Origin of the sequence: Bacillus sp. MHSD_36, assembly GCF_030757775.1 — a bacterium.
Lineage (GTDB): Bacteria > Bacillota > Bacilli > Bacillales > Bacillaceae_G > Bacillus_A.
This window is the reverse complement of sequence record NZ_JAVBIS010000001.1, coordinates 1,437,413-1,463,903: the sequence shown is the minus strand read 5'-3', so window position 1 is coordinate 1,463,903 and position 26,491 is coordinate 1,437,413. Positions and strand designations below refer to the sequence as shown.

Sequence of the window (26,491 nt, the reverse complement as noted above, 5' to 3'; positions counted from 1 at the left end):
AATAACTATAAATTTACTGGAGGGAAATGTAATGAAGCGTTCACTCACAAAAGAATGTATGGAGCAAAGCGGAAAGGTTGTATTACTTCAAGGATGGGTAAAAAAGATTCGTCATCTAGGTAATGTTAGTTTTTTATTAATAAGAGATCGATTAGGAGTTATGCAATGTGTATTAGAAAATGAGTTAGCTGGATATAAAATAGATGTGGAAAGTGTCGTTCAAGTAGTAGGTCAAATAGTAGAGACTTCGAAAACAGAATTAGGAGTTGAAGTGCTCGCTCACGAAGTGAAAATATTAAATGGCGCAGAGCCACTTCCATTTGAAATAAATAAAAAGAAATTGCAAGTTGGCTTAGATCAGCTACTGAATGAGCGGGTATTATCATTAAGACATGAGAGAATCGCGGCGATATTTAAAGTGAAATCTACACTCGTTCAGGGCTTTAGTGAATTTCTTATAGAGAACGATTTTACACGTATATTTACTCCGAAAATTGTTTCACAAGGAGCAGAAGGGGGAGCAAATGTTTTTAAGTTGCCATACTTCCAAACAGAAGCTTATTTAGCACAATCGCCTCAGTTTTATAAACAGATGATGGTAGCTGGAGGGTTGGAACGTGTTTTTGAAGTTGCACCTGTTTACAGAGCGGAGCATCATAATTCTTCCCGTCATTTGAATGAATATATATCGTTAGACGTAGAACTTGGATTTATTCATGATTTTAATGAAGTGATGCAATTAGAAACGGATGTTTTACGATATATGTTTCAACACGTAGCGAAAAACTGTGAAAAGGAACTACAACTATTACAAATAGAAGTACCTGTTATTACAGACATACCGAAAATTACATTGTTACAAGCGCAAGAAATTTTGAAAAGTAAGTACCAGAAAGAATCGCCAATTGGGGATCTAGATACAGAAGGTGAAAAGCTACTAGGGAAATATGTGAAAGAAACATATAAGAGCGAGTTTGTTTTCATTACACATTATCCGAAAGAAGTTAGGCCGATGTATACGATGCCGAATAAAGAGAATGCATCTATTACGGATTCATTCGACTTACTATATAAAGGATTAGAAATAACTTCAGGGGCACAGCGAATTCATGATTACGAAATGTTACTTGCTTCTTTTAAAGAAAAAGGATTACATCCAGATACATTTCAATCTTATTTAAACACCTTCCGATACGGTTGTCCCCCGCACGGTGGTTTTGGAATTGGATTAGAGAGAGTTGTATACAAACTATTAGAATTAACAAATGTACGAGAGGCGAGCGCTTTTCCAAGGGATTGTACAAGGCTTATCCCTTAATAATAGGGAAGGAAGTTCCGCATTTTCTCATTAAAATTTAATATGTCCCTTGACAGTTACAAATATAACCGATATACTTCATATTAATTTCAAAAGAAAATATATTCTAAATATTAAAATGTGTTGAATAGGAGTAGTAAGGTCGTATATTTGTACAGAGAGCTATGGGTTGGTGTGACATAGTCAAATGACATCCTGAACTCGCCTAGGAGCAGTAAGGTGGAACGGAATCACATTCTTAGTAAATCTTAACGGTTAACCTTCGATATTAGGTTTGTAATCAAACGATTACTACTAAGGTGGATTCATAATGGAATCAATAAGGGTGGTACCGCGTTAAGTAAATGGCTTAGCGTCTCTTTATATAGAGACGCTAAGCCATTTTTTATTTTATAGAAATAGAAATGGAGGGTTTATTCGAATTGGTCTATATAATTTAGTTATTTATATAAAATGATTTAATTAGGAGGAAAATAAGATGAAACAGACGGAGCAATGGACTTCGAAATTAGGTTTTATAATGGCTGCAGCAGGATCAGCAATTGGACTAGGTGCAATATGGAAGTTTCCTTATATCGCTGGCAAGAGCGGGGGAGGAGCATTCTTTTTAATCTTTATATTATTTACTGTACTAATTGGGTTACCGCTACTTATAGCTGAATTTATGATTGGACGCAGTACACAGAAACAAGCGGTTGGAGCATTTAAAAGTATTGCACCAAATACAGGGTGGCACTGGATTGGACGCCTTGGCGTCGGAACGTGTTTTATATTACTTTCGTTTTATAGTGTTGTAGGTGGATGGGTGTTAATTTATTTATTCAGGGGAGTAACGGGACAACTTATTACTCCGGGACAAAATTACGGAGCATTATTTACTGAAACAATTGGAAATCCGACTTGGGCGATTATGGGACATTTCACTTTTATGTTCATTACGATATGGGTTGTATCAAAGGGTGTACAAAACGGAATTGAAAAAGCAAGTAAATATATGTTGCCAGCATTGTTCGTTTTATTTGTCGCTCTTATTATTCGTTCGTTAACACTTGATGATGCAATGAAAGGTGTGAAGTTTTTCTTACAACCGGACTTCTCAAAGGTTACTTCGGAAAGTATTTTGTTCGCAATGGGGCAATCATTCTTTGCGATTAGTATCGGGATTTCAATTATGGTTACGTATAGTTCCTATTTAAATAAAAAAGAAAGTTTACCAAAATCAGCAATAACAATTGTTGGATTGAATTTATTTGTTTCATTATTTGCAGGACTTGCAATTTTTCCGGCCGTATTTTCATTAGGAATGGAGCCAACAGAAGGGCCTGGATTGCTATTTATTGTATTACCATCTGTATTTAGTCAAATTCCATTCGGTGGAATTTTCTTAACAGTATTTCTTGCACTATTTACATTTGCGACATTAACATCGGCATTTTCTCTACTAGAGACAGTTGTTTCAGCAGTGACAAATGGTGAACAAGAAAGAAGAACGAAATTATCATGGATGATCGGTTTCGGCATTTTCTTAGTAGGTATACCATCAGCCTTATCATTTGGAGTATGGAGTGATATTACGGTTTTTGGAAAGAATATTTTTGATGCAGTAGACTTCTTATCTAGTAATATTTTAATGCCACTTGGTGCACTATTTATTAGTATTTTCGTTTCATTCAAAATGGAAAAGAAGGTGCTAGAAGCAGAGTTTTTTGTAGGTGGAAATTATGGAAAGAAAGTATTTACTTGTTGGGCGTTTTTACTTCGATTTGTAGCACCGCTCGCAATCATCATCGTCTTTTTAAATGTAATAGGGATTATTTAAGATGAAGTGTTATAATATTCAGTAAAAAGAAGGTGATGATCATAAAGGCGAATTTGATAGAAGCAGGAAAATACATGCATATTAGAGGGAAAAAGCTATACGTTGAAACGCATGGAAACCCTAAAAATAAACCAGTTCTATACTTACATGGTGGACCGGGAGAAAGTTGCTATGATTTTTCATTTCATCAAGCGGAACGTTTAAAAGATTCTTTATATGTAATTATGATAGATCAAAGGGGTGTTTGTCGCTCAGAAGAAATTATTGAGGACGAAGCTTTTGGACTAAAAGATTTAATTGAAGGCTGTGAGAAAATAAAGTATTGCAAATTGAGAAGTGGTCTGTAATTGGACATTCTTTCGGTGGATATGTAGCATTGTTATATGCATCGATATATCCAAGTTCAATAGAGAAAATAATATTTGAAGGACCAACTTTCGATTTCGGGTTAACAAGTAAGGCCTTGTTACAAAAGACAGGGCATTTATTAAAAAAGTATGGAAAAGAAGAAGTAGCAGAAGAGTCTCTTGCTTATTCATCTAGCAATGCTAGTTCAGAAGAGTTGTTAGAAGCTTATATAAGACTAAGTGACGAACTAGAAGAAAATAGAATGGAGATTTACAATAATAAGGAAGATGTGACAGACGAGAGTTTGTATAGTGATGAAGAGTGGGAAGTATTTTCAAATCGCTCCAAGATTCATTTTGATAAATTAAAATTAGAAGGAGCATTCCATACTTCATTATTACCTAAGATAAAAGATATAACAAACCCAATGTTATTAATTGTAGGAAAACATGATGTAGTAACGTGTGAAAAACAAATTGAAACGTTTAATAAAGAAGCTCGAAACGGTAAGTATATCGCATTTGAAGAGAGCGGTCATTCACCTCATTATGAGGAAGCAGATAGATTCGCAGACACAGTCATACATTTTTTGAAATGAAGAAAAGGGTGCTTCTATAAATGAGAAGCACCCTTTTTTAATTTATGGATATGTGATTGTGATGTTGGGCCACTTACTTTGCCAATTCTTTTTAATAACTCTGTTCTTGTACATATGTATACGCTCTTTCGATTCCAGAAAATGAGCTGTTGGTCTCACTTGTAAGGAAAGAACATCTTCAATGCCGCACGGAGCTGTTAATATAACTTTGTTTTTTTCGTCTAATGTAACACCTAAAGCCGTTGCTGTTTCAGGGAATTTAGAAATAGCATTAACAGAAGAAGAATACGGTGGCATATTACCCACTACATGCATACGAGCTTGATTCTTTACCGACCAAGGGATCGTAGCATCAATATTCTTTAATTTATTTTCTAATGATTGTTCGTACATCTCATCTTTATGTAGACTATCATAATAAATTACATCAACATCAGGCAGAGCTGTTCGAACTTCGTAGTTATGTACAGTATCCCAAATTTTAGAACGGACAAACCCGGCGCAAATCCACCAATCAGGTAACTCTAGTGATTTTGCCATTTGTAATACATCCATCATCCATTCATCGTTTTCTATTAATCGAATTATATCTTGCTCTGTTTGTATTGTCATTTGTTATCCCACCTACTTTTTTAATTGAGGGCTTAATTCATTAGTTTTATAATCCATGTGATCCAGTAAGCACCTGGTATGAATAATAGTTGTGCTAATAACGTACCGAAAAGTCTAGAAATCATTAACCAGCCATACATTTTACTCATTGCTTCAGCACCTTCTTCTGATTGAAGAGCTCGCTCTGTTAAAAGAGCGATACGTGGATCTAGTAGCACTGTTAATAAAATGGTAGCAAAACCATTAATAAGGCCAGAAGCTGTAGTAGCTTTTGTCGCGTAATCTGGAAGTAAAAAAGAAGCATATAGGGCTGAAAGAACACCAGCTGTATATATAGCAGTAGCAAACATGTTAATAAGCATAATACGTTTTGGAATACCACCAATGCGTAGTCTATGAATCATTTCTAATTTTGGGAAGCGTACATATTTTTTTGTGTACTTTAATTTTTGAATGTTATTTGTTTTCATCATTCGAATGAAAGAACCGTCTGTTTCAAAGTTTTGAATGACGTATCCAAATAGTTTTGTCAAAGTTGGATATAGTATAATCGCAATCAATGTACCGACAGAGGCGGATAATAGAACGAGCCGTATAATATGTTCTAAATTTATGGATGTGTCTCGTTTTGCCTCATCGACAATCCCACCGATTAAAAAGGCTTGTAGCATGTTAGATGTTCTTGAAATAAGTAACACCATGCCTACCACAGACAAAGCGACAGCAATTCTCTTTAAACGCACTCCAGCTAATCGAATACTATAAGAACTTGTTTCAACCGCGTGAATAACAATTGTGAAAACCATTATAACAATTAACGTAATTGACATTAGATTCACCAGTTTCTATTAAAATAATTTTAACTTTTTTACTTTATCATATATATTACACTTTGTAACTGAAAGTATATGACAAAGGAAAAGGAATTTTCAGAAAAAAGGATAATAATGGTATAATAAAGAGATAGGAAACAATGCTATATATACAGTAAAATAAGTGGGGGAAGAAAACATGTATACAACATTTCTATTTGATCTAGATGGAACATTGACTGATCCGAAAGAAGGGATTATTAATTCAGTACTGTATGCATTAAAAAAGGTTGGTATTGAAGAATTACATATAAAAGAGTTAAATTCATTTATTGGACCGCCCATTCAGCAATCATTCATAGAGAGATACAATATGAATGAAGGAGAAGTAGAACGCGCTGTTTTTTATTTCAGAGAATACTTAAAGCAGCGTGGATTGTTAGAAAATAAGGTATACGATGGTATTCCAAATCTTTTAAAACAATTAAAAGATAACGGAAATCGTTTATTTATAGCAACTTCAAAGCCTACTGTATTTGCAAAACAAGTACTAGATCATTTTCAACTAACGGATTATTTTGAAGGTATCATTGGAAGTAATTTAGATGGTACAAGAATAAAAAAAGAAGAAATCATTGCTCATATTTTACAAACAAATGAAGAACTTAATAAAGAAGAACTTGTTATGATTGGAGATAGAAAGCACGATATAATCGGTGCGAATCAGAATGAAATTGCATCAATCGGCGTTTTATATGGCTATGGTAGTGAAACAGAATTGACTGAAGTTGGTGCGACTCATATAGTAAATGATGTAAAAGAATTACATTATTTCTTGGTAGAAAATAGTTTGATAAAGAAGTAAATATAGAGACTGAAAATCCTTTATAACGTATGACGATGAATTCGTTTATGTTTAAAGGGATTTTTCATATGTAATCGAATACTTATAATTAGACATTTTTAGCATAAAAAATTTGTATGAATTAGAGGAGGGATGTCAGAAAGAAAAGATTAGAAGGATTTTATCAATAAAATTTAGAATTTTCAGTTTAAGGGAGAGGTATAATTGGAGCTAGTTATTATATTATTAGCACTTAGTTTACTTATGTTTGTAGCATATAGAGGGTTTTCTGTTATTTTATTTGCACCGATATTTGCATTATTTGCAGTATTTTTGACAGAGCCTAGTTTTGTATTACCTTTCTTTTCGAATATTTTTATGGAGAAAATGGTAGGTTTTATTAAACTATATTTTCCTGTATTTTTACTCGGGGCAATTTTTGGGAAAGTAGTAGAAATGTCAGGAATTGCAGATTCGATTGCAAAGACAATTATAGAGTTAGTTGGTGAAAAACGTACAATATTAGCGATTGTATTAATGGGTGCTATTTTAACGTATAGTGGTGTTAGTGTGTATGTAGTAGTGTTCGCTGTATATCCGTTCGCAGCTAAGTTGTTTCGACAAGCGAATATTCCAAAACGTTTAATCCCTGGAACAATCGTTCTTGGAGCGGTCACGTTTACGATGGATGCGCTACCTGGATCACCACAAATTCAAAACGTAATACCTACAACGTTTTTTAAAACAGACATTTATGCTGCGCCGATACTTGGTATTGTAGGGGCAATTTTTGTACTTACGTTAGGGTTACTATATTTAGAGAGTAGACGTAAGAAGGCGAAAGCAGCAGGAGAAGGATATTTTGGTTTTAACGATGGGAATACTGAAATGGCAGCTTCTTTACAAGCAGAACAAAAAGATATGCCGCTGGTTAAAAATATTAAAATTACAAGAGCACAACAAGTAGTTGCTTTTGTACCACTTATTTTAGTAGGTGTAATGAATAAAGTTTTTACTATTATGATACCGAAGTGGTATCCGAATGGTTTTGATTTTTCTGCAATTGGTATGAAAGCATTTGGAAAAGTAGAATTAAGTGCAGTAGTTGGAATCTGGTCAGTAGAATTGGCACTTATTATAGGTATAGTAACAACGTTATTATTATATTGGAAACGAGTAGTAACTGGATTTCAAGCTGGATTGAATACAAGTATCGGTGGAGCGCTACTGGCAACGATGAATACAGGAGCTGAATTTGGATTCGGTGGTGTCATCGCAGCACTTCCAGGCTTCGCAATTATGAGAGATGGCATTTCTGCCACATTCACAAATCCTCTAGTGAATGGAGCAGTAACGACAAATATTTTAGCCGGTATTACAGGCTCTGCATCAGGAGGAATGGGAATTGTTTTAAGTGCAATGGGAGATAAGTTTATCGCAGCGGCCAATCAATTCGATATTCCATTAGAAGTAATGCATCGTATCGTGTCAATGGCATCAGGAGGAATGGATACATTACCACATAACGGGGCTATTATTACTATTCTTACCGTAACGGGTTTAACACATAAACAGTCGTATAAAGATATATTTGCAATTACTATTTTGAAAACGCTTGCTGTGTTTTTAGTTATTGCATTCTATACTGTAACAGGACTTTATTAAGTCGATATGTTATGAACTAAAATATTAATTAGGGGAAGAAGGGGTGGAGTACTTGCAAGAAGTTGCTGAGTTTCGTATGCCGAAGTCTGTATTATATGGAAGAAATTCGCTTGAAAAGTTGGGGGAACAATCTAAGAAATTCGGGAAAAGAGCGTTTATAGTTACGGATACAATTATGGAGAATTTAGGATATGTTGAGAAGTGTATACAACAATTAAATACGAAAGGTATTACTGCTATTACATATAATAAAGTAAATGCTGAGCCTACAAATATACACGTGTTAGAAGCGTTAACTCTTAGTAAAGAAGAAAAGTGTGATTTTATTATCGGTATTGGTGGTGGAAGTTGTATTGATGCAGCGAAAGCAGTTGCGGTGTTATATACAAATGGTGGAGAAGTGGAAGATTATGTCCAAAAGGATATGGAAATAGACAATAATCCGCTACCACTTATTGCAATTCCGACAACTTCTGGTACTGGGTCAGAGGTAACAAGTGTAGCAGTAATAACGAATAAACGAACAGATGTAAAAATGATGATGAAGCATCCGAGTTTTACCCCGCAAGTAGCAATTATTGACCCGATTTTAACACGTTCGGTACCACCTCACATTACAGCAGCAACAGGGATAGATGCTTTATGTCATGCAGTCGAAGCATATATTTCTAAAGTTTCACAATCACTTACAGATGTATTAGCTCTTTCCGCCATTGAAAGTATTATGAAATATTTACGTATTGCATATGAAGATGGAGAGAATATGGAGGCAAGAGAAGCGATGATGATAGCATCCTTACAAGCTGGAATCGCTTTTTCAAATGCATCTGTTACCTTAGTTCATGGCATGTCAAGACCAATAGGGGCGTTATTTCATGTACCACATGGTATATCAAATGCAATACTATTACCTACAATTTTAGAATATACAAAAGTGAGTGCAGTAAAAAGACTAGCGGAAATTGGACGTTGTTTAAATAAAGATATGTATTCCTATTGTGATGAAGAAGTAGCCGACTATACGCTCGGGGAAATAAAAAAACTTTGCTTTGATCTTCGTATTCCAAATTTAAAAGAATACGGAATTGGTGAGGTTGAATTTGAAAAAGCTGTTTCTAAAATGGCATTAGATGCAATTGAAAGTGGAAGTCCAGCAAATAATCCACGTGTGCCATCATATGATGAAATTAAACAGTTGTATCGAGAATGTTTTCATTATCAATATGGAGATTCTATAAAAACATTAGATAATTAATTTCAGAATATTCTTATAAAATTTCCTTGGAAATAGTTAAAACAAGACTTTATATTTTAAACGTAAAGTCTTGTTTTATTGTGTATAATATACATAATAAAATGTTTGAATCAGGTTGTAAAAACAGTGTGAGGTAGGTGTGGTTAGTGGTTATGAAAACGATAGGTTTAATTGGTGGTATGAGTTGGGAATCGACTACTGAATATTATCGAATCATAAATGAAGAAATAAAAAAGCGATTAGGAGGGTTACATTCAGCAAAATGTATAATCAATAGTGTGGACTTTGAAGAGATTGAACGATTCCAGTCTAATGGAGATTGGGATGGAGCAGGAGAAGTATTAGGGAATGCAGCATATTCGTTACAGAGTGCAGGAGCAGATTTTATAATTATTTGTACAAATACAATGCATAAAGTAGTTGAGAAAATAAAGGAGAATATTCATATCCCAGTCTTACATATCGCTGATGCAACAGCGAAAGAAATGAAAAGGAAAGATATTCAAACGGTTGGTTTACTTGGAACTAAATATACAATGGAGCAAGATTTCTATAAGTTACGCATAGAAGAAAATCATATAAATGTAATGATTCCATCAAAAAAGGATAGAGAAAAGATAAATGAAGTAATATATACAGAACTATGTTTAGGAAAGATAACATCTCAATCTAGAGAGTATTATAAAAAAGTTATAGAAGATCTAGTACAAGAAGGGGCACAAGGAATCATATTAGGTTGTACAGAAATAGGTTTATTAGTTAAGCAGGAAGACGTATCCATTCCGATATTTGATACAACTCATATACATGCAGTTGAGGCAGTTAATTTCGCTTTACGAAATAGAGTATAATTATATTATGTAACCTAGTTCGTGTGTGTGGAAAACATTCAGAAAATATTTTATAATGTAAGTGGTTACATTTAAGGGGGAATGCGTATGTTTTCAGTTCAACCAATCGCATTTGTACATAATGAAAGAAAGGAAATAAAGGATGATGAGTGGGGAGAAGTAAAATCCTATATTACTTTAACTGAATTGTATACAGAAGAAAGTATACAAGGGATTGAAGATTTTTCTCATATTGAAGTTGTTTTTTATTTTCATAAAGTAACTGATGAACAAATTCAATATTTTGCTAGATATCCTAGAAATAATCATGATTATCCTAAAGTAGGTATTTTTGCACAGCGTGGAAAAAATCGTCCGAATCGTATAGGAGCAACCATTGTAAAGGTAATCAAAAGAGAAGGTAAATCAATTATTGTTGAGGGGTTAGATGCTATTGATGGTACCCCTATATTGGATATAAAGCCGATAATGAAAGAGTTTATGCCGAAAGAAGAAATCGTACAGCCTAAATGGGCAACGGATATAATGAAACAGTATTGGAAGGGGAATGGAGTAAAATGAGAATATATGAGGCAACAATTGCAGATTTAGATGGACTAGCATCAGTTTTTAATAACTATCGTATGTTTTATAGACAAGATTCCGATTTAGAAGGAGCAAAAGTATTTTTACGAAATCGAATCGAGAAAAAAGAATCAGTTATTTTCGTGGCAGTTGAAGACGGGGAATATATTGGATTCACACAATTATATCCATCATTTTCTTCTATTTCGATGAAAGAATTATGGATTTTAAATGATTTATTTGTACAAGCTACTAAGCGCGGGGCAGGAACAGGAAAAAAATTATTAGAAGCTGCTAAAGGATTCGCCTTAGAAAATGGTGCAAAAGGTGTAAAATTACAAACAGAGATTGATAATTTATCAGCGCAGCGATTATACGCTGAAAATGGTTATTTGAGAGATAATCGTTATTTCCATTATGAATTAACTTTTTAAAAAATATTAGATTAAAAGAGGCGCTTTCATTTTGAAGGCGTCTCTTTTAATTTGCATTATAGTTAATTTAAAACCCAATTTATTGCATCTTCAAAGTTTTCTGCAATGTAGTTTGGTTCAATATGTGCCCATTTGTCTCGGTGTGTATGTAAAGCATCATAGCCAGCGCCTGTTCGTACTAAAATTGTTGTCGCGTTTACTTTTGCTCCTGCAACGATATCAGTCCAGCGATCACCAACTACAGCACATTGTGTTAAATCAAGCCCATGTTTCTTCGCTGCTTGCAGCAACATACCTGTACTCGGTTTCCGGCATTCACAACCATCACCGTGTTTGTGAGGACATACGTAAATATCATCAAAGCCGAATCCTTTTAATTCCTGTACAAAATCAGCTACAGTCGCTATCCCATCTGCGATACCTGGCTGATTTGTAAAGGAGAAAATTTTTATGTTTTTAGCTTTTAGTTTTTGTAAGGCTGCTTGTGTAAAAGGAAATAATGTAAAAGAGCCTGGATAATGTATTGTAGTATCACCACCAATTGTACCGTCACGATCAATAAAAATAGCTTGAATGTTTGTCATAGTTATAGTCCTTTCCATTTATAAGTAGTTTAAAAATGTTTCACAAATCGATAGCCATTCACTTCATATCCTAATTTTTTGTAAAAAGGATGTGCTTCTAACCTTTTTGTTCCACTGACTAGCCATGTGCCGATACAATTATGTTTCTTTGCTAATTGCTCTGTGTAATCCATTAATATTTGCCCAATGCCTTTCCGTCGTATTGTAGAATCAACGCTAATAATTGAAATTTCCCCGTACCGAGTTACATCTTCTAAATTTTCACGTATACGAAACCCAAGTAATCCAAATATAGTGTCCTCTTCTTCATAAACATATAGAAAATCAAAAGGACTCATTTGTACGAATTGTAATCGATTGTTCATATCTTCATACGAAATAGAGGAACCTTTTAGTTCTGTTGTTAAAGAGCAAAGTGCATCTATATCGTCTATCGTAGCTTCACGAATTTGAAAAGACATATTATCCACTCCAATAAAATGTAATCAAACATTAAATATTCTGCTAAAAAATATGTATTCCTGCTACGAAAATAAATAATTTATAATGATATACAGATAGTTATATGTTATTCTTTTCCTTGATTATATTGGAAATGGAAAGAAGGGGAATGTATGCTAGACGTGAATATCCGCTCTGCTGGATATGATATAGGTGAAAAAGCAATTCATGATATTGCCTTTTCGATTGAACAAGGTGAATTAGTTGCACTTATTGGTGCGAATGGTGCTGGGAAAAGTACGACGATTAAAACGATGCTCGGTTTACTTGTAAATATGAATGGTGAAATATCATTCGGTGAAAAGAAGACCCCTTATGCATACGTGCCGGAACATCCGACATATTATGATTATTTGACGCTCTGGGAACATATTGAATTATTAATGGCTGCTCGCGAGAACGAAGTAGGAAGCTGGGAAAGGAAAGCGGACGAGTTATTACATTTGTTTCGGATGGATAAACATAAACATGAGTATTTATCAAAGTTTTCAAAAGGGATGAAACAAAAATCGATGCTCATTTTGGCGTTTTTAACTGAACCAGATTTTTATATCATTGATGAACCTTTTATCGGTTTAGACCCAGTAGCTACGAAAGAATTTTTAAGTTATTTATATAAAGAAAAAGAACGTGGTGCAGGTATATTACTTTGTACGCACGTATTAGACACAGCTGAAAGAATTTGTGAGAGATTTTTACTCATTTCACAAGGTACATTAGTTGCAGATGGACATTTAGAAGCGATCCAAACGTTAGCAGAAATGCCAGGGAGTTCATTATTAGACTGTTTTGATGTAATTGTAAGGCGTGAACAACATGATTAAACAACAATTTTATAAAAGATTGCGCCATGAACTGGGCCGCAAATGGAAGTCCATACGTTCTATAACGGATTGGACAGTTGCGCTATATATTATTATTCCAGCATTTATATTTATGGGGATTTATTATCGTTCACTATGGACGGAAGAATTATCGATGGGAGAGACTATTTATTTCGGATTAGGTCTACTCGCATTTTATGTGATTACATATGGAAGAGGAGTTCGCTCATTTTTTGAGCAAGCGGATAGTTTATTTTTAATTTCGTATCCCGCTCACATGAAAAAATTAATCCAGTATGGCATGACATATACGTTTATTCGAATAGCAATAACGAATGTAGTAGTTGTTGGTGCGATGTTACCAGTGTTGATGAAAAGTATTGGAGTGACGAAGATACAAGTCGTATTATTTTGGCTATTCTTTACTGTATTTCGATTTCTGTTGTCGTTATTAACGAGATTTATTCATGTACGTGTGGGGAAACGATGGCTACTATGGATTATAAAAAATGTAATATTTTCTATAAGTCTATCCTTTTTCGGATTGAGTTTGTTTCTTATTTATAAAAATCCATTTTATTCTGTACTAAGTATCGGTCTAGCAGTTTTTCTAATTATCGTATTGATAAAAGAAAAATTAAATTATAAAAATTGCTTTTTTAAAGAAGTTGAGAAAGAAAAAGAAGAAAGTATGCGCTGGACGAGTGGGATTATGCAAGTTGGTGGTCATGCCGCTAAACCGAGTAGTTCGAATAAAAAGGCGTGGATGTTTCCACGTTCTAAAAAGTTTTTAGGGAAGAAAAAGGATTCTCGTATTGTTGAATCCTTTTTAAAAGAATTTTTCCGTACAAGTAGTGCACGAATATTTTATATTCAAATTGTATGTATAAGTACTGTCAGTATTATTATGAGTCCGAAGTGGATTGCCGCTATCATTCTTGCATTTGCTTTAGTTGGAATTTCCCGTTATGCGCGCGACTATTGGAATGAATTTACGAAAAAAATGTTTCTTCATTTATATTGTGATGAAGGGAAATTACTATTGTTAAGATGGAAGGCAGATCGATATTTATTACTTCCAGTAATCCTTTTATATGGGTTGGTTATCCTTTCTCATTTTTATTTAGTACTAGCTGTAATTGCCGGGATTATTTTTATAGTATGGATTGGTTGGGTTGTATTTTTACCATGAAAAAAGAGCCGGAAAATGGCTCTTTTTCTAATCTGTCACACATTGATAAAGAAAATATGCTAAAACGAGTATGCTTGCGGCGGAATACATGACATCTAAAGACATATGATCGCCTCCTCATTGTTGTTGTATTTTATTGTATGAAATCTTACAATTTCATATTCAAGTGAAAAATATGTGAACGTTAACAAAATTGTAAAGTGCAAAAATTACAATCATTTTGTATAATAGAAGAAACAATTGTTATATAAAATATAATGAGTGAAAGGGGAGGGAACATACATGCCAAATTGGTTTAGAAAAACCTTAGTCGCCTTAATTACCGTATTTACATTTGGTTTAGTGACGCCTCCTTCCATATTGCTTGATAATGCCAAAGCTGCGGACAAGCCTACGAGCACAGCTGGGCAACAAAATTTGGAGAGTACGTCCTATACATATGAAGAAACGAATGACAGGTTAACTACCGATACTTTTATTACGTATGCAATGCAAGAAGCAGAGAAGCAGTCGATGCAAAAGTTTGGAACTAAAATTGGTCCAGTAATTGAAGATGAATTTAAAGATGTAATATTACCGAAAATTGAAGAGGCAATTGCTGAGCTTGCCAATGATGTACCAGAAGATTCACTACAATCATTAGCGATTTCCCAAAAACCAGCTGGTGGGAATAATGAAAAAATCTTTCACGTGTATGACACGAAATCAGGAAATGACTTATTGCGATTTCATGTAAGGAGAGATCATCCACCGCAAGAGGGTTACTATTTTAATTTCCACTATCACCGTTTTGATGATGGGTACTCTGGACACCATGAGTTAGGGAATATTTATTGGAATACGAATGTACCACCAAAGTGGCTTTCTTAAAAAGAACAAGAGAAAATCTTGTTCTTTTTTTATGTGTATGGAAGGGTAAGACAACTACGGTGTTGAATAAGATAGGTTTAGAAAAAAGAAGAAAAGGGAGTATGGGAATGCAAAAATATATTGTTTTTGACTTTGATGGCACATTAGTAGATTCACAAAATATATTTGTACCAATTTATAATCAAATTGCTGAAAAGCACGGATATAAAACGGTAAGGGAAGAAGAAATTGAGTATTTACGTAAATTGACGATGCCAGAGAGATGTAAACAACTCGATGTACCATTGTATAAACTACCGATATTAGCACTAGAGTTTTATAAATTGTATCAACCTGCCATAAAAGATCTTATTTTGTTCCATGGGATGAAGGATGTATTAGATGAGTTACATAAAAAAGGCTACGGAATTGCAGTCATATCATCGAACTCAGAAGAGCATATTCGGGCATTTTTACACAATAATGATATAGAAAATATACAAGAAGTATATTGTTCTAAAAATTTGTTCGGTAAAGATAAAATGATAAAAAGATTTTTAAAATCGAAAAAAATAACTGAGAAAGATATGTTATACGTCGGTGACGAACAGCGAGACGTAGCAGCGTGTAAAAAGGCTGGGGTGAATGTAATATGGGTATCTTGGGGATATGATGTTATTGAAACAGTGAAAAAAGATGCACCAGATTATATGGTCAATACACCGATGGAAATTGTGCAAGTAGTACAAGGGGCATATTCTTAATATAAATACACTTCGTGCAGGCATTCATCATATTGAATTTTGGGTAGCGTATATACCAAATGTAGAAATGTAAGGGGGAATATACATGAAAACAATTAAAGCATGGCAAAACAATATACAAATAGTAAAAGATGCAGTTAATATTGAAGAAATTTCTAAAGGTTTCTCACCAGATAAGAAATATATCATTACGAAAGCGAATAATGAAAAATGTTTATTACGGACAGGCGATATAAAAGAGTATGAAAGAAAGAAAATAGAATTTCAAATTTTAAATGAAATGGTAAAACGTAGTGTACAAACTCAAAAACCAATTGAAATGGGTTTATTGGCAGAGGAAGACTTATGCTATAGTATTTTTTCATATATAGAAGGGGAAGATGCAAAGAAGCTATTGCCTACGTATTCACCAAAAGAACAATATGAAATTGGTATAGAGGCAGGAAAAGATTTAGCAAAAATGCATACATATGAAGCTCCTAATGATTTACTTCCATGGTATGAAAGAGCAATGAAAAAGCATTGGAAATATGTAGAGGCATATAAAACATGTGGAATAAAAGTGAAAAATGATGATAAAATCATTAAGTTTATAGATGAAAATGCAATATATTTAAAGAATCGCCCAAATCGATTTCAACACGATGATTTTCATTTAGAAAATATAATTGTACGTGATGGGAAATATGTAGGTGTTGTTGACTTTAATGGCTATGACTGGGGCGACCCACTTCATGATTTCGTGAAAATCGCACTATTTGCAAGGGACATTAGTATTCCGTATTCAATCGGACAAGTAGAAGGATACTTTAATGGGAGAATACCAGAGGAGTTTTGGAAATTATACGCGGTGTACGTTGGTATGACAGTGTTCTCATCAGTTGTATGGTCATTACGAGCAGCGCCACATATGTTAGATGATACGTTAGAACGCCTTACTGTCGTTTTAGAGGATCATAAAAACTTTGAGCTATCGAAGCCAATTTGGTTTCAACCAGAAAAGATTGATATGAAATAGAAAAGGTAGATGTGATTCACATCTACCTTTATTTTTTAACATCAAGATACTTATTTAATTTTCTTAAATGTAAGCGGCTGAGTACTTAATGTAGCTGGTACATGTAACTGAAGGGATGGGAATTCACCACTTACATTCATTTCATAAGCGAATAATAAGCTCATTTTCATTTGGAATAAGTCAACTTTTGTGGAGAAGATGTCGTAATGATGATGCCCTAATTGAATATCCATTTCCATAAATTGTACATATAACGAATCATCTCGTTTGTATACTTGTAATGTTCCGTATGCAGGATGTTCAAAAGTACCAGTATAATCCTCTAACTTGTGCGAAGGTGTAGTCCCTTTAATTTGTTCAGGGAGGGATTCAGTTGCTTCTTTCATCATTTCCTTCATTTTTTTAGTATCTTCTACAGCACGTTTATGCCAATCAATGGATTCTAATTCAAGTAGTTCGTCATAAATTTGATTAGCGAGATAAGTAGGAAGTAATGTTCCTCCAGCATTCGTTAAAATAACAAGGCCTATGTTTTCTGTTGGTATGAATGAAACAAGCGCTGAAAATCCATCGATATTACCGCCATGATGAATCACTTTTTTACCACGATAAGCGCTAATAAACCAACCAAGCCCATAACTATTTAATGGAGATTCAGGAAGTGATAAAACTGGTTGATCTGGAATTGAATTATGTGGTGTAAACAGTTGTTGTAATAATTCAGGGGAGATTAGTTCATGATTTCCAAAATTCCCTTTGTTTAAGTGAAGAAGTACCCAATTTGCCATATCTTCAATTGTGGAATTAATACACCCAGCAGCGCCAACTGTATCGATGTTACGGAATGGAACTGCTTTTATTTCACCGTCATTTTCAATGTAAGGTAAAGCGTAATCATCTGTAGTTTGTGAATCGTTAACAGAGAAGTTTGTATGTCTCATATTTAAAGGTTCTAAAATATGTTCTGTAGTGTATTGCTCCCACGTTTGATTTGTAATGTTTTCAACAATGTAGCTAATTGTTGCATACATTAAGTTGTTATATAGAAATGCAGTCCGGAACGGTGCATCAAGTGGTAAATGTTTTATTTTTTCAACGAGATCTTTTCGAGATAAGGAAGAACTGTACCAAAGAGCCTCATGACGACTCACTCCAGTTCGATGAGAAGCTAAATCCCGTCCTGTAACTTGTGAGCTAGCAAGTAGTTCAGATAAAGTAAAGTTAGGTATATAAGACGGGACAGGAGCATCCCAATTAAACTTTTTTTGCTGTGCTAACAAGCTTAATGAAAGTGTACCAAACGCTTTCGTTGAGGAACCGATTGCGAATCGAGTATTCGGTGTAACAGCCTCTTTTGTTTCTATATTACGATAGCCGAAACCTTCTGAAAGAATAACTTCACCGTCTTTTATAACAGCGACAGCAACACCAGGAACATTTAAATCCTTCATCATTTTTTCAACCGTTGTTTGTAAAGAAGTCATAACAGGCGTTTCAATTTTAGACATACTTCTAACCTCCAAATATAAATTTTGTTCTACCGCACTATACTTTCGGTAATAGAAAATGAAAACCTTTTAAAATATGGAAAGTTAATAATTTTGTAAGAATTAGCATAAGAAATTTTATTAATTAAGATTATTAAATTTACCATTTTTCATGTTATGATAAATTCCATATAAGATTGAAAGAAGGTTTTTCTACATATGAAACATGCTGAAAATGAATACTTAAATTTATGCCGCCATGTAATGGAGCATGGTACGAAGAAAGAAGACCGTACAGGGACAGGCACTGTGTCTGTATTTGGATATCAAATGCGTTTTGATCTAAGTAAAGGTTTTCCTTTATTAACGACAAAGAGAGTGCCGTTTCGCCTTGTAGCAAGTGAGCTGCTTTGGTTTATGAAAGGTGATACAAATATTCGTTATTTATTGCAGCATAATAATAACATTTGGAATGAATGGGCATTTAAGAGTTGGGTAGAAAGTGACGAGTATACGGGTCCTGACATGACTGATTTCGGTCTTCGCTCACAACAAGATGAGGAATTTAAAGTTCAGTACGATGAGCAAATGGAATTGTTTAAAAAGAGCGTTTTAGAAGATGATGATTTCTCAAATAAATATGGTTATTTAGGAGACGTATACGGTAAGCAGTGGCGTGCCTGGAAAACGACAGCTGGTGAGACACTTGATCAATTAAAAGATGTAATTGAAATGATTAAAAAAACACCAGACTCACGTCGTCTAATTGTATCTGCTTGGAATCCTGAAGATGTACCAAGTATGGCCTTACCACCGTGTCATACGTTATTCCAGTTTTATGTAGCGAACGGTAAACTTTCTTGTCAGCTATATCAAAGAAGTGGGGATATATTCCTTGGAATTCCATTTAATATTGCAAGTTACTCACTACTAACACATTTAATTGCACATGAATGCGGACTTGAAGTAGGAGAATTTGTTCATACAATTGGAGATGCTCACATTTATACGAATCATTTTGAGCAAGTAGAAAAGCAATTGGCACGTGAACCACGTCCATTACCGAAACTTACATTAAATCCAGATGTGAAATCTGTATTTGATTTTGAAATGGAAGATTTAACGATTGAAGGATATGATCCACACCCAGCAATTAAAGCACCGGTTGCAGTATAATTGTAGAGGAGATGAAAAGATGATTGTTTCATTTATGGTTGCAATGGACGAGAATAGAGTAATTGGTAAAGATAATAATTTACCTTGGCGATTACCAAGTGAATTACAGTATGTAAAGAAAACAACGATGGGGCATTCGCTTATTATGGGAAGAAAGAACTATGAAGCGATTGGTAGACCACTGCCTGGAAGACGTAATATCATTGTAACTCGTAATGAAGGGTATCATGTTGAAGGCTGTGAAGTAGCACATTCTGTAGAAGAAGTGTTTGAGCTATGCAAAAATGAACAAGAGATTTTTATTTTTGGTGGAGCTCAAATTTATGATCTCTTTTTACCTTACGTAGACAAGTTATATATAACAAAAATCTATCATGCATTTGAAGGAGATACATTCTTCCCAGAAATAGATATGACAAATTGGAAAGAAACTTTTGTTGAAAAAGGATTAACGGATGAAAAAAATCCGTATACGTACTATTATCATATATATGAAAAGCAACAATAATCATAAAGATTGATGTGAATATTCGCATCAATCTTTTTATTTATATCCATCAATATAGGTTTATAGATGAGATTCGATAGTGCTATAATGAAAGGGAGCATGTGAAAATGCTAAAATTTTCAAGAGTATTAAGATAGAAAGAGGAGGAGAATCGATTGAGAAAGATATGGGGGATTCTTTTTCTTTGCTTAACATTCATGTTAGTCGGATGTGGTAAAGAAGAAAAACCACAAGAAGTATTTGATACATATGCAAAAGCATGGAATAAACAAAAATTTGCAGAAATGTATGATCAATTATCAGAAAAGGCAAAAAAAGATATTTCAAAGAAAGAATTCACTGAGAAATATGAAAAAATTTATTCTGGCATTGAAGTGAAAGACTTAAAAGTAGAAGCAGGAGAAGTAAAAGAAGATAAAAAAGATGAAGGTCCTGTTCCTTTTAAAGTAAGCATGGATACAGTTGGGGGTAAAATCAATTTTGCCCATGAAGCAAAAATGGTGAAAGAAAAAGATGGAGATAAAGAATCTTGGAAAATAGATTGGACTCCTGATTTTATATTCCCAGGTATGACAAAAGATAGTAAAGTGCGTATGCAAACGACAGAGCCAAAACGTGGTGAAATATACGATCGTAATGGAAAAGGTCTTGCAACGAATGGGAAAGCTTCTGAAATTGGAATAGTTCCAGAAAAATTAGACGATACTGCCCCGCAAACGAAAGAGACAGTAGCGAAGTTATTAAATATGTCTGTAGAAGAAATTGATCAAAAACTAGCTGCTAAATGGGTAAAACCAGGGTATCTCGTACCAATTGGAATTTTGCCTGAAGGGGCAACACAAAATACGTACATTGATTTAGCAGGTGTTTCAACAAAACCGGTAAATGTTCGTACATATCCGTTAGGGGAAGCAGCAGCACATCTTACTGGTTATATTGGAAAAGTGAATGCTGAAGATTTAAAAACGCTACAAAAGAAAGGCTATCAAGCAGATGATCCAGTAGGTAAAGCTGGTTTAGAGCAAGTATTGGAAGAAAAGCTGCGCGGTAAAAAAGGTGGCCGTGTCTTTGTAGAAGATGCACAAGGGAAAGAAATTAAAAATTTAGCAAAAACAGATGCTGTTGATGGGGAAAATGTAACTTTAACGATTGATAGTGCTGTTCAAGAAAAAACTTATAATGAAATGAAAGGCGAGGCTGGTTCAAGTGCGGCAATTAATCCGAAAAGCGGAGAAACACTTGCACTTGTAAGTAGTCCAGCATATGATCCTAACATAATTGCAAGAGGGACATCAAAAGCACAACGCGATGCATGGAATAACGATCCGAAAAAACCGATGACGAATCGATTTACACAATTATCAGTTCCAGGATCTGTATTTAAGCCGATTACAGCCGCAATCGGTCTTGAAACGAAAACAATCGATCCAAAAGAAGAATTGAAAATTGAAGGATTAAAATGGACAAAAGATTCTTCTTGGGGTAATTATTATGTAACGCGTGTAAAAGATGCAAATCCGATTGATTTTGATAAGGCAATGAAATACTCGGATAATATTTATTTCGCACAAGAAGCTTTGAAAATCGGAAAAGATAAATTTATGAGTGGAGCGAAAAAATTCGGATTCGATGAGAAATTACCAATTGAATATGGATTCCCAGCTTCTAAAATCGCCAATGATGGTATTAAAAATGATATTCAAATGGCAGACACAGGTTATGGACAAGGACAAGTCTTAATGACACCGCTCCATTTAGCATTAACGTATGCGCCAATTGTTAATGATGGAAACATCCCTTCTCCATATATTATTAAAACAGATAAGCAACCAAAAGTTTGGAAAGAAAATGTCATTTCAAAAGGCAATCAGGATATATTAAAAACTGCTATGACGAAAGTAATTAATGATCCAGATGGTACTGGAAAAATTGCTAAAGTTGATGGAATGACTCTTGCTGGAAAAACAGGTACAGCGGAATTAAAAGTATCGAAAGAGGCCGAAGGAAAAGAACTAGGCTGGTTCGCTGCATTTGATTTAAATTCACCAGATATGGTTATTACGATGATGATTGAAGATGTAAAAGGTAGAGGCGGAAGTAATATTCCTGCTGAAAAAGTGAAACATGTTTTTCAAAAATAAATTGTAATAAAAGGCTATCTCTATAAATTATAGAGATAGCCTTTTTGTATGAAAAAATTCTTACTATCTTTATACTCAATTTTAAAGAAACAAAATAAATCATTAACTTACGAAAAAAAAGTAGCTATTTTTTATTGACATGAGATATAACTTTTTGTATTATACTTACATAAGGTAAGTTATTTACTTTTGAATTATAAATCTCATGTTAAAGATAAGATATGTAAAAGGGAGAGAATACAATGACAAAAGTATTATTTATTACAGCAAATCCAAATTCAGCAGAAGGTTCTTTTGGAATGGCAGTAGGGGAAGCTTTCATCGAAGCTTACAAAAATGAGCATCCACAAGATGAAGTGGTAACAATTGATTTATTCAACACTACAGTACCAGCAATCGATGCAGATGTATTTGCTGCTTGGGGTAAATTTGCAGCAGGTGAAGGCTTTGAAACTTTAACTGAAGTTCAACAACAAAAAGTAGCAGCAATGAACACAAACCTAGAAACATTTATGCATGCAGATCGTTATGTATTTGTAACTCCAATGTGGAACTTTAGCTACCCACCAGTAGTAAAAGCATACTTAGACAACTTAGCAATTGCAGGTAAAACATTCAAGTATACTGAAAATGGTCCAGTTGGCTTATTAGAAGGAAAAAAAGCACTTCATATTCAAGCAACAGGTGGCGTTTATTCTGAAGGAGCATATGCAGCTGTAGACTTCGGCCGCAATCACTTAAAAACAGTATTAGGATTCATTGGTGTAAATGAAACTGAATATATTGCAGTTGAAGGTATGAATGCAAACCCTGAAAAAGCACAAGAAATTAAAGAAGCAGCAATTGCTAATGCTCGTGAATTAGCAAAACGTTTCTAATCTATAATACTTAAAAAAGTCCAAACACTTGTTGTTTGGACTTTTTTCTTCTTTTTCCTTCGTTTGTCTAGTATAATGAAGGTCGGAATGATAATAGGTGGGGGTTCTGTATGGTTCAAACGTTTTTTAAAATCTTTTATTTAATTGTAATCGTAATTGCGATTACACCGAGAATGTGGCGTCTTAAAAGACAAGTAAATACGATGTCGCCACAAGAAAAAGATAATGCTGTGTATAAAACGACAAATTGGTTTGGTAAGAAAATGGTACGTGTAGCCGGATCTACAGTAGAAGTAAAGGGAATAGAAAATGTTCCGAAAGACAAGCCAGTACTAGTTGTAAGTAATCACCAGAGTAATATGGATATCCCAGTTTTACTAGGTTACTTAAATAAACCAATTGGATTCGTTTCAAAGGCAGAGATTAAGAAGTTCCCGATTGTACCAACTTGGATGGAACTTATGAATTGTGTATTTATGGATCGTAGCGATCGTCGTCAATCACTTCAAGCGATTAAAAATGGAATCGAGCTATTAAAGAATGGACATTCTATCGTAATCTTCCCAGAAGGGACGAGAAGTAAAGGTGGCGAAATCGGAGAGTTTAAGGCTGGAAGTTTTCACCTTGCAGTAAAATCTGGTGTAGCAATTTTACCTGTAACATTAGATGGGACATATAAAATGTTTGAAGCGAATGGAAACCGTATGAAACGAGCTCATGCAACAGTAACAATTTCTAAGCCGATTACACCTGAAGAGTATGCGAATATGGATATTAAAGAGTTAACGAAGCATACACAAGATGTTATCGCATCACAATTACATAAATAATAAAAAAGGTTTCAGCTTATATAAGCTGAAACCTTTTTTATTATGCTGTTGGTAAGACATAAAAGAGTACGCAGAAAAACATCATCGCACTACCACCTAAAACGAAAAGATGCCAAATGGCATGGTTGAAAGGTAGCTTTTCCCAAAGGAAGAATATAGCCCCTACAGAATATAAAATTCCGCCCGCTAACAGTAGTGAAAAACCGTGCCCAGTTAGATTTTCATAAAGTGGTTTAATAGCAACGATTATGAGCCATCCCATAATGATATAACATAACGTTGAAGCTTTAATAAAGCGACGTACGAAGACAATTTTGAAAATGATCCCCCCGATTGCGAGTGTCCATATAATAGCGAGTAACGTCCAGCCTAATGGTCCTCGAAGCGTAATGAGTAAAAAAGGAGTATATGTGCCTGCGATTAGTAAATAAATGGCTGAGTGATCTAGTATAGTAAATAATTTTTCTACTTTTGGATGGTGAATGCTATGTAACAATGTCGAAAACAAGTACAGTAAGAACATGCTTACACCATAAACCGTAAATGCAACAACAGCTGATGCGGTACCATGCTTAGAAGCATGAATAATCAATATGATTAAGGCAGGGATGCTTAAAATGGCACCGATACCATGTGTGATTGCATTTGCAATTTCTTCTTTTACAAATTGGGTCATTCGTGTCATTTTTTCAGTCATAATGCCAATCCTTTCTACTATTATAAAATAATATATCATTTCCCTTACCATATCATACACAAGAGCAATAGAAAATGAAATTTGTATAATTGATTATATTTTTGAATTTTTTTGACAAAAAGCAATGGTTTTGTTGACGTTTTCAAACTTTTTTGACAAAATAAAATTATGCAATAGTAGGACAAGGAATCTACTAATAAAGGGGATGGAGAAATGTTTTCAAATATTGGCTTTCCAGGATTAATTTTAATTTTAGTAGCTGTACTTATTTTATTTGGGCCGAAAAAATTGCCGGAAATCGGAAAGGCTTTAGGGGAAACGTTAAAAGAATTCAAAAAATCAACGAAAGAATTGACTGACGATGCATTTCAAGAGAAGGAAAAGAAAGAAAAAATGTAATGAATTTTCCTTGTAATGGATAAATAAAGTGTGGTGAACGAGATGGAAGATCGGGAAATGAGTGTAGTAGAACATATAGTTGAGCTTCGCAAACGAGTAATATATACAGTGTTATCCTTTGTACTATTTTTAATTGTTGGATTTACTTTTACGAAGGATATTTATTTTTGGCTTGTAAAAGATTTACCAATGAAATTAACTGTTCTCGGTCCAAGTGATGTATTGTGGATTTTTTTCTCGATTGCTACAGTATTTGCTATCGTTTGTACAATTCCTTTTGCTGCTATACAAATTTGGTTATTTGTAAAACCAGGTTTACATCCAAATGAACAAAAGATGACAGTAATGTATATACCGGTATTGTCTATATTATTTATTGCAGGTTTATGCTTCGGATATTTCGTTGTAATGCCGTTTTTATTTCATTTTTTGACTACGATAGGTAATGAAATGTTTAATACGATGTTTACGACAGAAAAGTATTTTCATTTTGTTCTTAATTTAACAGTTCCATTTGCTGTAATTTTTGAATTGCCTGTAGTAGTAATGTTTTTAACAAGTATTGGACTATTGACGGCGGAACTTCTAATAAAAATAAGAAGGTATGCTTACGTAGCATTGATTATCATTGCGTCGTGTATATCACCGCCAGATTTTTTATCTCATAGTTTAGTTGCGGTACCGCTTATTTGTATTTATGAAATTAGTATTGCTTTATCAAAGATTGTTAGTAAGCGAAAAAAGAAAAGAGAAGAAGAAATTCAGTCGAAAAGTGCCTCGTTATAAAGGCACTTTTTTTATTTATTTGTTATACTCTAGCTATAAACGTATACAATATAGAGAAGAAAAAAATTATAGAATCTCCAAAATTTAGACAAACTTTGCGCTTTTATAAGTTTATACTAAATATATTAAGCAATATACGGATAACGGGTCCTCGTCTTATTAGAAATTTAGGATGGGGGATGGATTAGGTGGAGATGAATAGAGTATAAATCTTCTAACCATAAGGACTACAGAGATTGTCTAAGGATACTTTTGTATTCATAGGAGTCGCCACTTTAAACAACGTGTTACAGCGTAAAGTAGAAGAAGTTCAAAAATCCAATGAAAAAGAGGATTGATATTGTGATTACGAAAAGTTTTTATTTCACTCATTCAACAGGGGAGTGTATTAAAATATTTGAAATCCCTGTTCTACAGGCACAGCATCCATTATCGTTTCTAATTCAGTCTCGTCTTCAATTATTTATTGCAAAAATTCAAAAACAAAAACACCCAAGATTTTCGTATTCTTTCCGTGAATATTTACAAAATTGTTTGAAGTGGAATGATTATTTAAATGTATATAAAACAAATACTCTTGAAAAAAATGCATGATATAGAGTGTGGACAGGGTTAGGAGCTCTGTCTTTTTTATTTTAGATATGAAAATATAATTAATTTGATGAAATTTCGTTCCAAATTGTTGAAAGCAATGGGAATACTAGTATAATAACAAGGAGAGCGTATTGGAAAGGGAA

General features: G+C 34.0%; 27 protein-coding genes, 1 pseudogene and 1 other annotated feature. Of the genes and pseudogenes, 22 read left to right on the top strand and 6 right to left on the bottom strand.

Annotation, left to right across the window (positions count from 1 at the left end; all coding sequences use genetic code 11):
- Positions 1-31: 31 nt before the first annotated feature.
- The 3 genes and pseudogenes from aspS (at position 32) to Q9B79_RS07675 (ending at position 4,083) form a co-directional block, all read left to right on the top strand.
- Entirely contained in the window at positions 32-1,318 is a 1,287-nt protein-coding gene (gene aspS / locus Q9B79_RS07685) for an aspartate--tRNA(Asn) ligase (RefSeq protein WP_306183253.1), read from the top strand.
- Between the two features lie 114 nt (positions 1,319-1,432).
- Positions 1,433-1,681: a binding site (T-box leader), on the top strand.
- 115 nt (positions 1,682-1,796) lie between these two features.
- On the top strand, positions 1,797-3,137 hold the full coding sequence (locus Q9B79_RS07680; protein WP_306183252.1) for a sodium-dependent transporter: 1,341 nt from the start codon (positions 1,797-1,799) through the stop codon (positions 3,135-3,137).
- 74 nt (positions 3,138-3,211) lie between these two features.
- Positions 3,212-4,083 (top strand): annotated as a pseudogene (locus tag Q9B79_RS07675) (alpha/beta fold hydrolase).
- Between the two features lie 42 nt (positions 4,084-4,125).
- Here the strand turns inward: Q9B79_RS07675 and Q9B79_RS07670 are convergent.
- Together Q9B79_RS07670 and Q9B79_RS07665 are read right to left on the bottom strand one after the other, a co-directional pair.
- Positions 4,126-4,695, bottom strand: a complete 570-nt coding sequence (locus tag Q9B79_RS07670) for a nucleotidyltransferase family protein (protein ID WP_306183251.1) — start codon at positions 4,693-4,695, stop codon at positions 4,126-4,128.
- 32 nt (positions 4,696-4,727) lie between these two features.
- A complete protein-coding gene (locus Q9B79_RS07665; RefSeq protein ID WP_306183250.1) occupies positions 4,728-5,525 on the bottom strand; it encodes a lipid II flippase Amj family protein in 798 nt (265 codons plus the stop codon).
- Positions 5,526-5,706: 181 nt separating this feature from the next.
- Here Q9B79_RS07665 and Q9B79_RS07660 point away from each other — a divergent pair, with 181 nt between their 5' ends.
- The 6 genes from Q9B79_RS07660 to Q9B79_RS07635 all read left to right on the top strand — a co-directional run bounded on the left by Q9B79_RS07660 (position 5,707) and on the right by Q9B79_RS07635 (position 11,120).
- Complete coding sequence (locus Q9B79_RS07660) at positions 5,707-6,372, top strand: HAD family hydrolase (RefSeq protein ID WP_306183249.1); 666 nt, start codon at positions 5,707-5,709, stop codon at positions 6,370-6,372.
- A gap of 204 nt (positions 6,373-6,576) precedes the next feature.
- Positions 6,577-8,016, top strand: a complete 1,440-nt coding sequence (locus Q9B79_RS07655; protein ID WP_306183248.1) for a GntP family permease — start codon at positions 6,577-6,579, stop codon at positions 8,014-8,016.
- Between the two features lie 52 nt (positions 8,017-8,068).
- The gene (gene eutG, locus Q9B79_RS07650) at positions 8,069-9,271 is read left to right on the top strand and encodes an alcohol dehydrogenase EutG (RefSeq protein ID WP_306183340.1); all 1,203 of its coding nucleotides are present in this window, start codon (positions 8,069-8,071) and stop codon (positions 9,269-9,271) included.
- Positions 9,272-9,423: 152 nt separating this feature from the next.
- Positions 9,424-10,122: an aspartate/glutamate racemase family protein gene (locus Q9B79_RS07645; RefSeq protein ID WP_306183247.1), complete on the top strand. Its 699-nt coding sequence runs from the start codon at positions 9,424-9,426 to the stop codon at positions 10,120-10,122.
- Positions 10,123-10,209: 87 nt separating this feature from the next.
- Positions 10,210-10,683: an SAM-dependent methyltransferase gene (locus tag Q9B79_RS07640; protein ID WP_076868184.1), complete on the top strand. Its 474-nt coding sequence runs from the start codon at positions 10,210-10,212 to the stop codon at positions 10,681-10,683.
- Positions 10,680-11,120: a GNAT family N-acetyltransferase gene (locus tag Q9B79_RS07635; protein WP_046197531.1), complete on the top strand. Its 441-nt coding sequence runs from the start codon at positions 10,680-10,682 to the stop codon at positions 11,118-11,120. Before Q9B79_RS07640 ends, Q9B79_RS07635 begins: the two co-directional genes overlap by 4 nt.
- Before the next feature lie 62 nt (positions 11,121-11,182).
- Here Q9B79_RS07635 and Q9B79_RS07630 read toward each other — a convergent pair whose 3' ends face one another.
- Both Q9B79_RS07630 and Q9B79_RS07625 read right to left on the bottom strand, forming a co-directional pair.
- Positions 11,183-11,704 carry an HAD-IIIA family hydrolase gene (locus Q9B79_RS07630; RefSeq protein ID WP_306183246.1) on the bottom strand — a complete coding sequence of 174 codons (522 nt, stop codon included), beginning with the start codon at positions 11,702-11,704 and terminating at the stop codon, positions 11,183-11,185.
- A 29-nt stretch (positions 11,705-11,733) separates the two neighbouring features.
- Positions 11,734-12,165, bottom strand: a complete 432-nt coding sequence (locus Q9B79_RS07625) for a GNAT family N-acetyltransferase (protein ID WP_306183245.1) — start codon at positions 12,163-12,165, stop codon at positions 11,734-11,736.
- Between the two features lie 153 nt (positions 12,166-12,318).
- Between Q9B79_RS07625 and Q9B79_RS07620 the strand changes: the two genes are divergently transcribed.
- From Q9B79_RS07620 to Q9B79_RS07600, 5 genes are all read left to right on the top strand, one after another.
- The gene (locus Q9B79_RS07620) at positions 12,319-13,029 is read left to right on the top strand and encodes an ABC transporter ATP-binding protein (RefSeq protein WP_306183244.1); all 711 of its coding nucleotides are present in this window, start codon (positions 12,319-12,321) and stop codon (positions 13,027-13,029) included.
- Positions 13,022-14,221 carry an ABC transporter permease gene (locus tag Q9B79_RS07615; RefSeq protein WP_306183243.1) on the top strand — a complete coding sequence of 400 codons (1,200 nt, stop codon included), beginning with the start codon at positions 13,022-13,024 and terminating at the stop codon, positions 14,219-14,221. The genes Q9B79_RS07620 and Q9B79_RS07615 overlap by 8 nt, the downstream gene beginning before the upstream one ends.
- 282 nt (positions 14,222-14,503) lie before the next feature.
- Positions 14,504-15,091 carry a YpjP family protein gene (locus tag Q9B79_RS07610; RefSeq protein ID WP_306183242.1) on the top strand — a complete coding sequence of 196 codons (588 nt, stop codon included), beginning with the start codon at positions 14,504-14,506 and terminating at the stop codon, positions 15,089-15,091.
- A gap of 107 nt (positions 15,092-15,198) precedes the next feature.
- A complete protein-coding gene (locus Q9B79_RS07605) occupies positions 15,199-15,834 on the top strand; it encodes an HAD family hydrolase (protein WP_046955676.1) in 636 nt (211 codons plus the stop codon).
- Positions 15,835-15,919: 85 nt separating this feature from the next.
- Positions 15,920-16,852, top strand: a complete 933-nt coding sequence (locus tag Q9B79_RS07600) for an aminoglycoside phosphotransferase family protein (RefSeq protein WP_306183241.1) — start codon at positions 15,920-15,922, stop codon at positions 16,850-16,852.
- 50 nt (positions 16,853-16,902) lie between these two features.
- On the opposite strand, the gene Q9B79_RS07595 is transcribed toward Q9B79_RS07600, so the two are convergent.
- The gene (locus Q9B79_RS07595) at positions 16,903-18,360 is read right to left on the bottom strand and encodes a serine hydrolase (RefSeq protein ID WP_306183240.1); all 1,458 of its coding nucleotides are present in this window, start codon (positions 18,358-18,360) and stop codon (positions 16,903-16,905) included.
- Positions 18,361-18,558: 198 nt separating this feature from the next.
- Between Q9B79_RS07595 and Q9B79_RS07590 the strand changes: the two genes are divergently transcribed.
- The 5 genes from Q9B79_RS07590 (at position 18,559) to Q9B79_RS07570 (ending at position 23,872) form a co-directional block, all read left to right on the top strand.
- The gene (locus tag Q9B79_RS07590; RefSeq protein ID WP_306183239.1) at positions 18,559-19,515 is read left to right on the top strand and encodes a thymidylate synthase; all 957 of its coding nucleotides are present in this window, start codon (positions 18,559-18,561) and stop codon (positions 19,513-19,515) included.
- Positions 19,516-19,534: 19 nt separating this feature from the next.
- Entirely contained in the window at positions 19,535-20,023 is a 489-nt protein-coding gene (locus tag Q9B79_RS07585; RefSeq protein WP_306183238.1) for a dihydrofolate reductase, read from the top strand.
- Positions 20,024-20,178: 155 nt separating this feature from the next.
- Positions 20,179-22,164: a penicillin-binding protein 3 gene (gene pbpC, locus Q9B79_RS07580; protein WP_306183237.1), complete on the top strand. Its 1,986-nt coding sequence runs from the start codon at positions 20,179-20,181 to the stop codon at positions 22,162-22,164.
- 242 nt (positions 22,165-22,406) lie between these two features.
- Positions 22,407-23,042, top strand: coding sequence for an FMN-dependent NADH-azoreductase (locus Q9B79_RS07575; protein ID WP_283791093.1), 636 nt, complete (start codon positions 22,407-22,409; stop codon positions 23,040-23,042).
- A gap of 110 nt (positions 23,043-23,152) precedes the next feature.
- Positions 23,153-23,872 carry a lysophospholipid acyltransferase family protein gene (locus Q9B79_RS07570; protein ID WP_306183235.1) on the top strand — a complete coding sequence of 240 codons (720 nt, stop codon included), beginning with the start codon at positions 23,153-23,155 and terminating at the stop codon, positions 23,870-23,872.
- A gap of 40 nt (positions 23,873-23,912) precedes the next feature.
- Here the strand turns inward: Q9B79_RS07570 and trhA are convergent, their stop codons facing one another.
- A complete protein-coding gene (trhA, locus tag Q9B79_RS07565) occupies positions 23,913-24,569 on the bottom strand; it encodes a PAQR family membrane homeostasis protein TrhA (protein WP_306183234.1) in 657 nt (218 codons plus the stop codon).
- Positions 24,570-24,782: 213 nt separating this feature from the next.
- On the opposite strand from trhA, the gene Q9B79_RS07560 reads away from it, so the two are divergent.
- From Q9B79_RS07560 to Q9B79_RS07550, 3 genes are all read left to right on the top strand, one after another.
- Positions 24,783-24,968 (top strand): twin-arginine translocase TatA/TatE family subunit, encoded by a 186-nt coding sequence (locus Q9B79_RS07560; protein WP_000492443.1) that lies wholly within the window; start codon positions 24,783-24,785, stop codon positions 24,966-24,968.
- A gap of 42 nt (positions 24,969-25,010) precedes the next feature.
- Entirely contained in the window at positions 25,011-25,754 is a 744-nt protein-coding gene (gene tatC, locus Q9B79_RS07555; protein WP_098670200.1) for a twin-arginine translocase subunit TatC, read from the top strand.
- A gap of 342 nt (positions 25,755-26,096) precedes the next feature.
- Positions 26,097-26,348 carry a DUF2535 family protein gene (locus Q9B79_RS07550; protein WP_000629015.1) on the top strand — a complete coding sequence of 84 codons (252 nt, stop codon included), beginning with the start codon at positions 26,097-26,099 and terminating at the stop codon, positions 26,346-26,348.
- Positions 26,349-26,491 lie beyond the last annotated feature (143 nt).